Below are 13,457 nucleotides of genomic sequence, written 5' to 3'. Positions count from 1 at the left end.
GTTCCTCGCGACTAGGCGACGGGCTCCTCGGCCAGGTTGTCGAGGATGTGCTCGTCCTTCTCGTCCCACTTGGGCATGGGACGGAAGAGCTGGAACAGCATAAGGGCGAGCAGGACAAAGGCAACCACGGTCCAGAAGCCAAAGTTCCCAAAGACAAAGAGCTCGTAGAGCTGGTTGATGAGAAGGCCAACAACCCAGCCAAAGCCGCACTCGAAGCCAATGGCGAACCAGAACCACTTGGGGTCGTCCATCTGGCGACGGATGGTGCCCATGGCGGCAAAGCACGGCGCGCAGAGCATGTTGAAGGCGACAAACGCGCACATGGCACCAACGTGGAGCGTGCCGGCGATGGTGAACATGTTGGCGAAGCCCTGCCACATGGAGACGGAGTTCTCGGTGGCGTCACCAAGCCCGTACAGGACGCCAAAGGTGGAGACCAGGTTCTCCTTGGCGATGAGGGCCGAGATGGTGGACGCGGTGGCCTGCCAGTTGCCAAAGCCGAGGGGCATGAAGATAAAGCTCAGCGCGCCGCCAATGCCGGCGAGGATCGAGTAGTCCATGTACGTCTCGGGCGCACCGTCCATGGCCTGCAGGAAGCCGAAGGAGCCGTCGCCGCCCTCCCAGCCGGCCAGGCCAAAGTTGGAGAGCACCCAGATGCCCACGGCGGCCGCAAAGATGATCGTGCCGGCCTTCTTGACGTAGGCCGCGACGCGCTCCCACACGTGCAGCGCCCAGCTCTTGATGGACGGCATGTGGTAGTCAGGAAGCTCCATCACGAACGGGACGGGCTCGCCGGCGAAGCGCTTGGTCTTCTTGAGCATCACGGCCGAGATGATGATGGCGGCAATGCCCATGAGGTAGAACATCGGGGCAACCCACCACATGCTGGAGCCGCCGGCAAGGACGCCCATGACCAGCGCGATGATGGGGAGCTTAGCCGAGCAGGGAATCATGGTGGTGAGCATGGCGGTCATGCGGCGGTCGTGCTCGTTCTCGATGGTCTTGGTGGCAAGCACGCCGGGGACACCGCAGCCGGAGGACACGATCATGGGGATGAAGGACTTGCCGGAGAGGCCAAAGCGACGGAAGACGCGGTCCATGACGAAGGCCACGCGGCTCATGTAGCCGCAGTCCTCAAGGAAGCAGAGCATGACAAAGAGGACGAAGATCTGCGGGATGAAGCCCAGGACCGAGCCCACGCCGCCGATGATGCCGTCCACCACAAGCGAGATCACCACGTTGGAGGTGCCGGCGTCGGTGAGCCAGCCGGTCACGGCGTTGGGGATGGAGTCCACAAAGCCGTCGTAGTCGTGCTGGTCGGGCTCGGGGGAGTCAACGGCAGTGGCGAAGTCAGCGGCCGTGACCGTGGGGAGGACGTCCAGCTCCTGGCCCTCGGCAAGCACGGGGTTGCCGTCCTCGTCGAGCGTGGTGATGACGTTGCCCTCCGTGTCGAGGTAGTTGCCATCGGCGTCGGTGACGGGGACGTCCGTGGCCACAACCCCGGCCTTCTCGGCGGCATCCTCGAACTCGGTGATGGTAGCCTCGTCGTCTGCAGTCTGTGGGTCCGCGTCGATGGCGTCCTGCACGCCGTCGGTGTCGACGCCGGCCTCCTCGGCCGCGGCAATATAGCCGGAGATCTGGTCGGTGTAGTGGGCGTCCTGCCAGGCCTCGTCGGCCTCCTCAAAGGCAGCCTGGCCGCTGCTGCTCACAAAGAAGCCGTCGGAGAAGAGCTGGTCATTCACCCAGTCCGTGGCGGGCGTGCCCACGGCGACAAGGGCCACCCAGTACACGCCGATCATGATGGCAATGAAGATGGGCAGGCCAAGCACGCGGTTGGTGACCACGCGGTCGATCTTCTCGGAGACGGTGAGCTTGCCCGGCGCCTTGACCACGCACGCGTCCATGACCGTGGCGATCCACTCGTAGCGCTCGGAGGTGATGATGGACTCGGAGTCGTCATCGCGGTCCCGCTCGATGGCCTCGATGACCTTCTCCATGTCCTCGAGCTGCTGCTTGGAGAGGTTGAGGGGCTCGATGGCGGCGGAGTCGCGCTCGAAGACCTTGATGGAGTACCAGCGGAGAAGGTCGGGCGCGCAGGAGCCGGTAATGGTGTTGGCAATGGTCTGGAGCGCGTCCTCGACCTCGGGCGAGAAGCACTTCACGCCCTGGGCCACCTTGTTGGCACGACCCGAGTCGACGGCGGTGCCCACCAGCGCATCAAGGTTCTTGGAGCGCAGCGCCGAGACCTCAACCACGGGCACGCCGAGCATCTTAGAGAGGCGCTTGGAGTCGATCTTCTCGCCGCGCTGCTCGAGCAGGTCGCACATGTTGAGACCCACGACCACGGGGCGGCCGGTCTCGAGGATCTGCGTGGTGAGGTAGAGGTTGCGCTCGATGTTGGTGACGTCCACGAGGTCGATGATGGCGCTCGGGCGACCGGAGATGATGAAGTCGCGCGAGACGACCTCCTCCGGCGAGTAGGGGGAGAGCGAGTAGATGCCCGGAAGGTCCGTGAAGAGCACGTCGGCGTCCTTCTTCCAGACGGCCTCCTTCTTCTCCACGGTGACGCCCGGCCAGTTGCCCACGTAGCCGTTCGAGCCGGTGAGCTCGTTGAACAGCGTGGTCTTGCCGCAGTTGGGGTTGCCAGCCAGGGCTATGTCGATCTTCTCTGCCATGCCTTGCCTTTCCTGGTTGAGTGTGTGCGGGCTGCGGTGCGCGAGAGGGACGGTATGCGGGCGACGCGGCGGACGGCGTGCGGGCGACGCGATGCGGCGGTGAGTTTCTCTCGGCTAACTGTTACCCGCGTGGTGCTAATTGTTAGTTTTGGTTAACTTGCTAGGCCAAAACATGGGGGCCTGTGCCCCCGGTACTCTCAACGCTGCCTGTTATGCGACGCCCTGGGCAGCTGCCTTCGCCACGTCCGTGACCTCGACGCAGGAGGCCTCGTCCTTGCGCAGCGACAGCTCGTAGCCGCGCACGGTGACCTCGATGGGATCGCCCAGGGGCGCAACTTTGCGCACGTAGATGTGCGTGCCCTTGGTGATGCCCATGTCCATGATTCGACGTTTGATGGCGCCCGTGCCACTGAGCTTCGAGACCGTGCAGGTCTCCCCCACGCGCACGTCCTTGAGACTTGCCATGCTCTCCCTTTCTTTGTGTCGCGGGCGACAAGCGCACCCGCGGCGGTTGATAGACGGTTGCGATTGCGGACCGGCGTGCGGCGCCGGCGCCGGTGCTAGTACGTGACGATGCGCATGGCCATGTCGCGGCCGATGCCAAAGGTGGAGCCCTTGACGCTTACCACCACGTCACCGTTCACGCGCGAGACGACCTTGACCTCGGCGCCCTCGACGAAGCCCATCTCAGAGAGGTGCTGGCGCAGCGTGGCGCCGCCGCGCACCTTAAGGACGCGGATCGTCTCGCCTTCGCTCACCATTGCCAGGGGGAGCTGGGCGCCCCTCCCGGTGGTCGCTGCCTCCACGCGCGCACCCGCCCGGCTGGCGGGGTTGCTGCCTGTCATTGCGGCATCAGCCTCCATGGTCGACATCGCAACTCCCTTCTCGGCTCTCCGCGGCTTTCTCGGCTGTCCGTAGCCGTCCCGGTTGGCCATCGCCTTCCCGGCTGGCCATCACCTTCCCGGCTGGCCGCACGAGTTGTCCATAGCTAACTCACAAGTAGTATATGGTTAACTTGCTGCGAATTGCCCGAAAAGTCAACTCTTTTTAACTATTGCTACAAAAGTGCAGGTAGGATGTCTGTAATGTGTTTGTTTCTAGCCCATTCGGACGGGAATGTGCGAGAAGCGACACACATTGCAGCGAGAGCAGCGAGGCGTTGGAGCTTCTCGACAGCTCCTTCATGCGGATGCCGCACATTCCGAACGGTTAGGCACCTCTAAATGGCGAGATTGCGCGGCATCGCAGCAATGCCGCGTATTCCGAACGGTTAGACCCCCTTAAACGTTCGGAAATTTCCTAACCGGCGAAATCACGCGGCATTGCCGAGAAGGACTGCAGAGCTCTGCCTTCCATCTATATCCCCTGAACATCATCTATTGCCATAGGTGGTTAATATAGACGTCCGCAGGACAGGGTATAAACTAGTACTAAACTAGGTCCAGCATTGGAGGATTCCATGGCTTCAAGGACGGCAGAAGTTAAGTCGTACGTCGAGCCTCAGATCAAGTCGGAGGCATCAGAGGTCTACGCCCGCTGGGGAATGAGCCTCTCGGACGCCGTTAATACATTCCTGATTAAATCGATTGAGGTGGGCGGACTCCCCTTCGACATGCGTCCCGAGCCCAGGCCCGTCTACAAGGCCTCCACGGTATTGCCGGCAGATCCGGCCTACGGCTCCAGCGTCCTACCCGATGATATGGACAATGAGGAGGACGGCATCTATGACAGGCTCGTCGGATAGTGCCATAAGGACGAGCAGACTGGATCCGCGCCCCTGGGAGATCTGGCTCGCTTACGTGCGTTTCGCTGACCATCCAGACGTAGGAAAGGTGCGCCCAATCGTCATTATCGACGAGCGCGTCTCTGCCGTCGTGGCTGCAAAGGTCACAAGCGCGGTTCCTCAGGAGCGCTACTTGTACTGCGAGCTCGCCGACTGGCAGGTCGAGGGCCTGTTGCGCCCGTCGCGTGCCCAGGTTGTGCCGCTCTTCCAGGTTTCACGCGCCGACGTGCTTCGCGATACTCCCCTGGGAACGCTCACGGAGCGGGACCGTGTGGCGCTGCAAGCAGCACTCAACGCGGCAGATGGACAGGGACTATAGGCAGTCTGCGACCCCCCGCATTTTCCGATTGGTTAGGCCCCTCTAAACGATCGAATTGTGCAGGCTATTTGAGAGAGCAGCGCCATTTCCGAGAAGGACAGCGACCCCGCGGAGCAGCGGCATTTCTCGGCACAGCTGCACCCACAAAGAATAACCCGCCGTCGGGCAAAGTGCCCAACGGCGGGTCGTCGCAACAATCGCAAGAGCCGAGTGCCAATAACCTACGCCTCGAACTCCATGTCCTTGCTCTCCTTGATGAGCAGCAGCGCGACAAGCGCAACCACGGACATCGCGAGAAGGTACCAGCCCACGCCCTGGATGCCAAACGCAAGCACCAGCGCAATCGCGATGGTAGGCGCAAACGCGCCGCCCAGGATCGACGAGAGGTTGTATGCCAGGCCGGAGCCAGAGTAGCGCACGTTTGCCGGGAAGAGCTCGGGCAGGTAGGCGCCACACGGCCCAAACAGGCCGCCCATCAGGCAGAAGCCAACAGCGAGGAAGGCAAACACGCTGGCCGCGTTCTGCGTCGCAAGGAGCTGCGGCGCCAACAAGGCGAAAGGTGACCGCTACCCCGACCTCCGCTACGCCTTCTTGCGCCGAGAGGTGCTCGCGCCACTACGCCCCGCGGCCCCGCTTCGCCCCGCGGCCTTGCTGCGCCCTGCGGCCCCGCGCACACCGCGCGCACCGCGCGTGCTGGCGGCGGCCTTCTTCTCCCTGCTCGGGCAGTCCATGTTCACACAGATGCGCCACGGCCCGCGCTGCGTCACCACCTCGACGATGGGTGCACCGCATTCCGGGCAGGTCTCGCCCGTGGCGTGCAGCTCGCCGCGCTGCGGCAGGGGGTAGCTCGTACCGCACTCGTCGTAGTTAGTGCAGCGAATGAAGCGCTTTCCGCTCTTCTCGGACTTGTGCGCCACCAGGTCGCCGTGACGACCGGCCGCCTTGCACGCCGCGCACTCCCCCACCACGATGTCGGGCTCGCGGTTGGTGGGGCACGCCGGATTGATGCACGTCTCGTACGGACGGTTGCGGAACGGATGCACCTTCACGCGCGGCGCACCGCACTCCGGGCACACGCCCGCCTCGCCCTCGATGGGCTCGATACGGCCCTTGGGCAGCGGGTACGTCACGTCGCAGTCCGGCCAGCCCATGCAGCCGGCAAAGCTCCCGCGCGTCTTGGCAGACGTCTTCACCACCAGGTCGCGTCCGCACTTGGGGCACACGCCAATCTTGGCGTCAGCGGTCACGGCGTCGGCGATGGCCTCGGAGAGGTCGTCCTTGTGGTCGATGAGACCGTCCATCATGCCGGCGAGAAGCGCGCGCGAGTGGTCGACGACCTGCGCCTGGGTATCCACGCCCTCGGCAACCTTGGTCATGTCACCCTCGAGCTCGGCGGTCATCTCGGGCGTGGTGATGCGCGGCGCGTAGCTGGTAAGCGCGTCGATAATGGCCATCCCCAGCTTGCTGGGCTCGGCGGGATCGTTCTTGAGGTACTTCACGTCGTAGAGGCGCTGGATGATCGAGGCGCGCGTGGACTTGGTACCCAGCCCGCGCTTCTCCATCTCCTGGATGAGCTTGCCCTGGCTGTAGCGCGCGGGCGGCTCGGTCTGCTTGGCGTCCAGGGCCATGGAGGTCACATCGCACACATCGCCCTCGTTGAGCTCAGGCAGCTGGTCGTCCTTCTTGAGACCGTAAGGGTAAATAGCACGGAACCCCGGCACAGCCAGCACGTTGCCAGTGGCAACAAAGGGCTCGCCGGCAACGTCCAGCTCGACCTTGGTGCCCTCGATGGTTGCCGGCCCCATGAGCGTGGCCAGGAAGCGGCGCGCAATGAGGTTGTAGAGCTTCCACTCCGCCGGCTGCAAGTTGTCCGGGTTGGCGGCGCCGGTGGGATAGATGGGCGGGTGGTCGGTGGTCTCCTGCTTGCCACGCGTGGCATGGAGCGTCCCCTGGCCGAGAAGCGCCTTGCATGTGGGCGCAAACTGCGGCACCGAGGAGAGCGTGCGCACGCACTCGCGCAGGTCGAGCGACGACGGGTAGACGGTGTTGTCCACGCGCGGGTACGAGATGAGGCCGTCCATGTAGAGCGACTCGGCCAGGCGCATGGCGCGCGCGGGCGAGATGCCCTCGGCCGCCGCGGCTGCCTGCATGGACGTGGTATTGAAGGGCACTGGCGGGTTCACGCGGCGGCTCTTGCGCGTGACCGCGCGCACCGTGGCGGTCTTCGCGTCGCGCACGTGGCCATAGGCCTTCTCGGCAGCGTCATGATCGGTGAAGCGCGCGGTGGCGTGCGTGATGCGGAATGGGTCGGAGTCCGCGTGAGTGGCCTCGCCCGAGAGGACCCAGTAGTCCTCGGGCACAAAGGCCATGCGCTCGCGCTCGCGCTCAACCACCAGGGCAAGCGTGGGCGTCTGCACGCGACCGGCCGAGCGCGTGTTGCCCAGGCCGCCAAAGCGCACGCAGGTGAGGTAGCGCGTGAGCACGGCGCCCCAAATGAGGTCGATGTGCTGGCGGCTCTCGCCCGCGTCTGCAAGGTCCTGGTCGAGCGCCACCAGGTTGTCGAACGCGTGATCTATCTCGGCCTTGGTGAAGGCGGAGTAGCGTGCGCGAGAGACATTCACGTCTGGCGCCACCGAGAGGATCTGCTTGAGCGCATCAGAGCCAATGAGCTCGCCCTCGCGGTCGAAGTCCGTGCCGATAATGACTGAATCCGCCTTCTTGGCAAGGTTCTTGAGCGAGCGGATGATCTCCTTCTCGGCGGGGAGCTTCTCGATGGGCGCCCACACCAGGTACGGCAGGCTCGGGATCTTCCAACCCTTGATGTCCACGCCGTCGGCCAGGAAGGGCTTGCGCTTGGTGGCAAAGGGCGGACGAGCAAGGCCGTCAGGCACATCTGCCGGCAGGTGCTCGCCCTCGGCGGTGAGGCCGTACCAGCCCTCCTGTGGGTCAAACTTGAGCTCGGGAGGGAAGTCCGGCTGCATGATGTGGCCGCGCAGGCCTATGGTCACCCAGTCCTCCCCGCCCTTCCTAAAGCGGTAGATGGGCGTGTTGTAGACCTTGTCCGCCTTGGGCTTGCCGGACTCGGAGAGGAGCCTGGCAATCTGCTGGGCGGCATCGTTCTTCTCGGTGACGACAAGGATCAAAGATCATTACCTCGCTTGCTTCGTGACGGCAGAGTCCCCCTAGTTTAAAGCTTGTCGAGCTCTGCGTTCTCGTAGTCCTCGCGAGACCACTTGAGGGCCTGCTTGCCGTCGCGCGCCACAATGACGTTGCGGGCAATTGCCAGGGCAATCTCGTACAGACCAATAAGCGCGGCAAACATGAGGAGCATGGTCACGGGCGAGGCGTCGGGCGTGACGACAGCCGAGAGGACCATGAGGCCAACGTAGATGTAGCGCCACTGGGCACGGAAGGTCTTGTACGGCACGATGTGCAGGATCGAGAGGTAGAAGATCACCAGCGGCAGCTCGAAGGCGATGCCAAAGCCAATCTCAAGCAGCATGTAGATGTTGAGGTAGTCCTCGGCGTCGGCCATGTTCTGGGCGAACTCGAAGGACTGGTCGAGAAGCCAGCCAAACGCGGCGGGCTGGATCACGTAATAGCAGAAGATCATGCCGATAAAGAACAGGGCGACAAGGGCTGCCACCGTGGGGACGACCCACTTGCGCTCCTTGGGCTTAAGCGCTGGCAGGATGAAGGCCATGATCTCCCAGATGATGATAGGGGTGCAGATGATCATCGAGAAGAACATGGCGACCTTGAAGCGGATGGTGAAGCCGCCGAGTGCGGTGAGGACGTAGAGGTCGCCGCCGCGCATTGCCTCCTTGATCTGGTCGATCATGAGGTCGATGAGGGTGGGGGTGGCAAAGTAGACGATGACCGCCACCGTGAGGAGCGAGACCACGATGATGGTGAGCCTGCGACGAAGCTCGCCGAGGTGGTCCATGATGGGCATGCGTGCTGGTCCAATAGGCATGGTGGTATGGGAGCGGGGCGCTAGGCCTGCTGCTCGCCGCCCTCCTCTCCGTCTGTAGCGGTAACGGTGTCGCTAGGCGCGGGGGCCGCGGGGGTGTCGCTGTCAGCGGCGTCGGCCGCGGGTGCGTCGGTCTCGGGTGCAGGCGCGTCGGTCTTCTCGGCCTCGGCGGCTTCTTGCTCGCGACGGCGCTTGGGGCTCATCGCGTAGAGGTCCGCGGCCGTCGTGGGCTTGGGCTTCTCGTCTGCGGCCTTGGGTGCCTCGGCCGGCGCGGGCGCGCTTGCTTCCCCGGCTGCTGCTGGCTTCTCGGCTGCGGGCACGGCATCGGCGTCGGCGTCGCTGTCGGCGTCGGCGCTGGCCTCGGGGGCCTTCTCGGCGGCTGCGGCGTCTGCCTTGGCCTTCTCGGCCGCGGCACGCTCGGCCTCAAGGCGCTTCTTGCGCTCGGCGAACGTCTCGGTCTTGGGGGTGGACTTGGAGGAGCCGGAGCCCTCGATGTCTGCGTCCTCCTCCTCACTGCGCTTGCGGTTGGGCTTCTTGGGCGTGTCGCTCATGGCCTCGGTCGCGGGATCCACGATCTCGGTCTGAACCACCTGTGTGAAGCCCTCCTGGGCGTTTCTGAACTGCCGCAGTGCGCGGCCGATGGTGCGACCCATCCCGGGCAGCTTGTCAGGCCCAAAGATGAGGAACGCGAAGAGCAGGATGAGAGCGAGCTCTGACTCTCCAATTCCAAACACGGTCGGTTTCCTCCAGCGTGGATCGAATTCCTGCAGTCTCCCGCAGCGTGCGGGCTTTCTGGAAGCGCTACTGCTGCGCCCCGGTGACGTTAAGGTCGGCGCCCACGCCAAGAAGCGAGAGGACGCGCGCCACGTTTCTCTGCGGGCGCTCCACCGAGAGGGAGCGGCCCAGGTCCTTGGCACGGTGCGCCGCGCCAACCAGGACGCCGATGCCCGTAGAGTCGATGTAGGGCACGTCGGCCAGGTCGATTGCGAGCATTCCCTCGCCAGAGGAGAGCTGCTCGTCCAGGACGTCGCGAAGCGCGGAGGCATTGGAGACGTCGACTTCGCCGGAGACCGCCACGCGGCAGCCCCCTTCAGTGGATGTGGTTGAGATGTTGATGCTCATAGGGGTTCCTCTTCCTTAAAGTCCGGTTCCAGAGAGGTTGTTCAGCGTGTCCGTAAGGCCCTTCGCCCCGGTCTCGCCAGTAGACGAGGACGTGGTGGAGGTGCTGGTGCTTGTCGTGGTAGACGTGGTGCTCGACGAGGACTCAAGCGCGGAGAGGCGCTGGGTGGCGTAGGACTTCGCGCCGTACTCGTCGTTGGGGTCGTTGTCGATGGCGGCCTGGTAGGAGGCCTTGGCGGCGTCCTTGTCGCCGGAGTACTCCTGGACCATGCCAAGGTTTGCCCAGGCGGGGGCATAGGTGGGCGAGTTCTGCGTGAGCGTCTCGAGGTCTGACTGCGCCTCGCTCCTCTCGCCCTCATAGAGCTTGCAGAGGGCAATGTCCACGCGCACGGCGTCGGAGTCCTTGAGGTCGAGGTACTGCTGGTAGTAGTCAATGGCTTTCTCGAGCAGCTCGTTGCCGTGGGTAGTGTCATCGTCCGAGGATGACGTCGAGAGGACCGAGGCACCCCAGCGCATGTAGTTGCGGCCAAGGTTGAGCAGGGTCGCGAGGTTGGTGTTGTCCGAGGAGAGCTTGGACTCAAGCTCTGAGACGGTGTCTTGGTACTTGGCGTCTACGGCAGCCACGCCCGTGGCAGAGCTGGAGTTGCTGGAGCTGTCGCTCGACGAGTCAGAGCTGCTGTCGCTGGAGCTGCTGTCCGAGCTGGAGTCCTGAGAGCTTTGCTGCTCGGCCTGCTGGTTGTTGGAGAATGCTGTGGAGAGCGTGGGCATCATGAGCGAGACAACCATAAGCACGGCAAAGATGATGATGACGACCTTGGCAGGCGTGGAGAGGTTGTTCGAGGACGTGGGCTGGCCCTTCTTGGCCGTGGAGCCCTTGCCCTTAGCTGAGGACGCACCTGTCGATGCACCCTTCTTGGTTGCCTTGTTGCTTGGCTTCTTCGACATGCCCGAACGATCCCTCCGTGTCCTTATGCGTCTGGCCAGCCCAGGGGCTGGGCCACGCCTCGTGCACTGGCGCCACTGGCGGCGCCACCGTTTGTGACTCTTTAATGTATGCCACATCCGGCCCGCCCTCGCGGGCGATATGTGCGCATCCCGATTCTACAGAACTCCGCGAATCCGTTGGTGTGGGCCAAACGCTAGTCCCATGCTAGGCATCGGCCTCCCGAACGAAAAATACATTCTGGAGGCCGCTGCCATACAAGCATTGTATATGTCCTTGCTTTTCGCCCGCTTGTGGCGAGAGGGACCAGCTATCCTACCCCTGCTGGCCCTCGCGCTCCGCCTTGGCAAGGCGCGCCGAGACGAGCTTCACGGCCACCACAAAGACATCGAGCGCGGCGCCGAGGTCCTCGAGCGAGGGGTACGTGGGCGCAATGCGGATGTTGGTGTCCTCCGGGTCGCGACCGTAGGGCCAGGTGGCGCCTGCGGGCGTGAGCTTCACGCCAAGGTCTGCCGCCAGCCCGACGATGGCCTTCGCGGAGCCCTTGGGGCCGTCGAACGAGACGAAGTAGCCGCCGTGGGGGTTGCTCCAGGTGGCGCAGTCGAGCCCGTCGAGGCCGGCGTGGAGCTTCTCCTGCACCAGCTCAAAGCGCGGACGCACGATCTGGGCGTGCTTCTCCATGTGGACCTTGATGCCATCGAGGTCCTTGAGGAAGCGCACGTGCGCGAGCTGCGAGACCTTCTCGGGCGAGACGCGCATCACCGAGAAGGCCGCACGGATCTCGGCCATGTCGGCGGAGCTGGCGGTGACAAACGCGATGCCCGAGCTGGGGAACGTCACCTTTGCCGTTGAGCCAAACTCGTAGACCATGTCGGACTTGCCGGCCTCTGCTAGCGCGTCGAAGATGTTGAGCAGGTGGTCGCCCTCGCCCTCGAAGGTGTGCACCACGTAGGCGTTGTCCCAGAAGATGCGGAAGTCGGGTGCGGCGGGCGTGAGCGCAGCGAACTTGCGGACAACGTCGTCAGAGTAGGTGACGCCGGTGGGGTTGGCGTACTTGGGGACGCACCAGATGCCCTTGACCGCGGGGTCATTCTCGACCAGGCGCTTGACCATGGCCATGTCCGGGCCGTCCTCGAGCATGGGAACGGGGATGTTCTCGATGCCGTAGTGAGCCGTGACCTTGAAGTGGCGGTCGTAGCCGGGCGAGGGGCAGAGGAACTTGACCTTGCCCTGCTGGCTCCAGGGCTTGTTGCCGCCGATACCGTGCGTGAAGGCGTTGCAGACCAGGTCGTGCATCAGGTTGAGGCTCGACGAGCCGTTCACGATCACGTTCTTGGGGTCGACGCCCAGGATCTGCGCGGCAAGGGCGCGCGCGGAGGGCAGGCCGTCGGGGGCACCGTAGTTGTCAACGGCCACGCCCTGGTCGTCCATCTCGGTGGAAGAGTTGAGGACGTCGAGCATGGGGTGAGAGAGCGCGGTCTGCTCGGGGCTGGGCTTGCCGCGCGCCATGTCGAGCTTGAGGCCCAGCGAGCGGAGACGCTCGGCCTCGGCCTCGAGGCGCGTGATTTCCTGTGCGAGTTCCTGGTCTGACATGAGCTCATATGCGGTGGGCATGGCCCCTCCTCGTGACGGCTGCATGGACGGATGCGGTTGTGGTTGTGCTGCGCCCAGAACGCGTTCTGGGCTGCCGACGCGCGGCAGTTGGCGCGCAGCGGCGAGAAAGAAGTATAGCGCGACGCCCTGTAGGCGTGATGCAGCTGGTACCATGGGTTTCATGATGAGAAACACAGACACACACGAGCACCGCACCGCCCGCAGCGTCACGCACGGGGGGCTGCGCGCGCCGGAGTACGGCGAGCTGCAGCAGCTGGTGAACGAGCTCTACTACCACAACATGTCCGGGTCGGTCAGCAAGATCGACGTACTCACGCGTGCCGAGATCGACGACCTGTGCGATGACCTCATGGAGGTCGTCGACCTTCTCCCCGCGGGAAAGTACAAGCGCGGGAGGCTGTGCGACCAGCTCAACAGCATCGTGACTGCCCACGGCTGGGGCAACGTCTACGGCACGGTTGAGTGAGACAAAGGGAGTTTCCCTTTGTCTCACTCCGAGCGCCGCAATCGCCGGAAGGCCGCGTTTGATGCAATCTGCAACAAAACCCGTGTTCCGGCGATAAAAAGTCGCCGGAGAGACCCGTTTGGATAAACTTTCCTCCATTTGGGCCCTTCCGGCGACGAAACGCAGCCGTATGTGGCGCAACACTAGAATGAGCAGCCGCCACCAATGGTGCACGAGGCGCCTGCGACGGGAGCGTCGCCCTTCTCGCCAGCAGCCGTTGCTGAGAACTCCTTGCCCAGGTAAGCGATGATGTCGTCCGACTCGTACATGGCCTTGCCGTCGATGAAGAGGCACGGCACCTGGCGCTTGCCGCCAACCTCGACCAGGCGCTCGCGGTCCGCGTCGGACTCGTCAATGTTGTGAAGCGGCAGCTCAATGCCGTTGGCATCCATGAAGGCAAGCACCTTGTGGCAGTAGGGGCAGCCGTTCTTGATGTAAAGCTCGAGGTTCTTCTCGGCCATGGCTCTCCTTCCAGAGGGGGTCTCGTGTGACTCTGACCTGCATGTACCCGTAGGGGGCCAGGTCC

General features: G+C 63.9%; 14 protein-coding genes. 3 read left to right on the top strand and 11 right to left on the bottom strand.

Annotated elements, in window-relative coordinates:
• Positions 1–11 precede the first annotated feature (11 nt).
• The 3 genes from feoB to AUL39_RS03805 form a co-directional block, all read right to left on the bottom strand.
• Complete coding sequence (gene feoB / locus AUL39_RS03815) at positions 12–2,675, bottom strand: ferrous iron transporter B (RefSeq protein WP_059053754.1); 2,664 nt, start codon at positions 2,673–2,675, stop codon at positions 12–14.
• Between the two features lie 210 nt (positions 2,676–2,885).
• Positions 2,886–3,140, bottom strand: coding sequence for a FeoA family protein (locus AUL39_RS03810; RefSeq protein ID WP_059053752.1), 255 nt, complete (start codon positions 3,138–3,140; stop codon positions 2,886–2,888).
• Between the two features lie 95 nt (positions 3,141–3,235).
• Positions 3,236–3,547, bottom strand: coding sequence for a FeoA family protein (locus AUL39_RS03805; protein ID WP_235810745.1), 312 nt, complete (start codon positions 3,545–3,547; stop codon positions 3,236–3,238).
• Positions 3,548–4,134: 587 nt separating this feature from the next.
• On the opposite strand from AUL39_RS03805, the gene AUL39_RS03800 reads away from it, so the two are divergent.
• A complete protein-coding gene (locus AUL39_RS03800) occupies positions 4,135–4,419 on the top strand; it encodes a type II toxin-antitoxin system RelB/DinJ family antitoxin (protein ID WP_059053750.1) in 285 nt (94 codons plus the stop codon).
• Positions 4,400–4,777, top strand: a complete 378-nt coding sequence (locus tag AUL39_RS03795) for a type II toxin-antitoxin system PemK/MazF family toxin (protein WP_160327020.1) — start codon at positions 4,400–4,402, stop codon at positions 4,775–4,777. Before AUL39_RS03800 ends, AUL39_RS03795 begins: the two co-directional genes overlap by 20 nt.
• A gap of 221 nt (positions 4,778–4,998) precedes the next feature.
• On the opposite strand, the gene AUL39_RS03790 is transcribed toward AUL39_RS03795, so the two are convergent.
• From AUL39_RS03790 to AUL39_RS03760, 7 genes are all read right to left on the bottom strand, one after another.
• A complete protein-coding gene (locus AUL39_RS03790; RefSeq protein ID WP_059053746.1) occupies positions 4,999–5,325 on the bottom strand; it encodes an MFS transporter in 327 nt (108 codons plus the stop codon).
• A 33-nt stretch (positions 5,326–5,358) separates the two neighbouring features.
• Entirely contained in the window at positions 5,359–7,920 is a 2,562-nt protein-coding gene (locus AUL39_RS03785; protein ID WP_059053744.1) for a DNA topoisomerase I, read from the bottom strand.
• A gap of 44 nt (positions 7,921–7,964) precedes the next feature.
• Positions 7,965–8,753 (bottom strand): twin-arginine translocase subunit TatC, encoded by a 789-nt coding sequence (tatC, locus tag AUL39_RS03780; protein ID WP_059053742.1) that lies wholly within the window; start codon positions 8,751–8,753, stop codon positions 7,965–7,967.
• A 20-nt stretch (positions 8,754–8,773) separates the two neighbouring features.
• Positions 8,774–9,484, bottom strand: coding sequence for a Sec-independent protein translocase subunit TatA/TatB (locus AUL39_RS11540; RefSeq protein WP_059053740.1), 711 nt, complete (start codon positions 9,482–9,484; stop codon positions 8,774–8,776).
• A gap of 67 nt (positions 9,485–9,551) precedes the next feature.
• Complete coding sequence (locus AUL39_RS03770) at positions 9,552–9,872, bottom strand: STAS domain-containing protein (protein WP_059053738.1); 321 nt, start codon at positions 9,870–9,872, stop codon at positions 9,552–9,554.
• A gap of 15 nt (positions 9,873–9,887) precedes the next feature.
• Positions 9,888–10,814 (bottom strand): tetratricopeptide repeat protein, encoded by a 927-nt coding sequence (locus AUL39_RS03765; protein WP_059053736.1) that lies wholly within the window; start codon positions 10,812–10,814, stop codon positions 9,888–9,890.
• Between the two features lie 313 nt (positions 10,815–11,127).
• Positions 11,128–12,426 carry a PLP-dependent aminotransferase family protein gene (locus tag AUL39_RS03760; RefSeq protein WP_059053734.1) on the bottom strand — a complete coding sequence of 433 codons (1,299 nt, stop codon included), beginning with the start codon at positions 12,424–12,426 and terminating at the stop codon, positions 11,128–11,130.
• Between the two features lie 160 nt (positions 12,427–12,586).
• Here AUL39_RS03760 and AUL39_RS03755 point away from each other — a divergent pair, with 160 nt between their 5' ends.
• The gene (locus tag AUL39_RS03755) at positions 12,587–12,892 is read left to right on the top strand and encodes a hypothetical protein (protein ID WP_286130292.1); all 306 of its coding nucleotides are present in this window, start codon (positions 12,587–12,589) and stop codon (positions 12,890–12,892) included.
• Positions 12,893–13,074: 182 nt separating this feature from the next.
• Here the strand turns inward: AUL39_RS03755 and AUL39_RS03750 are convergent, their stop codons facing one another.
• Positions 13,075–13,392 (bottom strand): glutaredoxin family protein, encoded by a 318-nt coding sequence (locus AUL39_RS03750; RefSeq protein ID WP_059053732.1) that lies wholly within the window; start codon positions 13,390–13,392, stop codon positions 13,075–13,077.
• Positions 13,393–13,457 lie beyond the last annotated feature (65 nt).

Source organism: Tractidigestivibacter scatoligenes, assembly GCF_001494635.1.
GTDB classification, from domain to species: Bacteria; Actinomycetota; Coriobacteriia; order Coriobacteriales; family Atopobiaceae; genus Tractidigestivibacter; species Tractidigestivibacter scatoligenes.
Note: the sequence above shows the minus strand (reverse complement) of the source record. Positions and strands in the feature narration are given on the sequence as shown.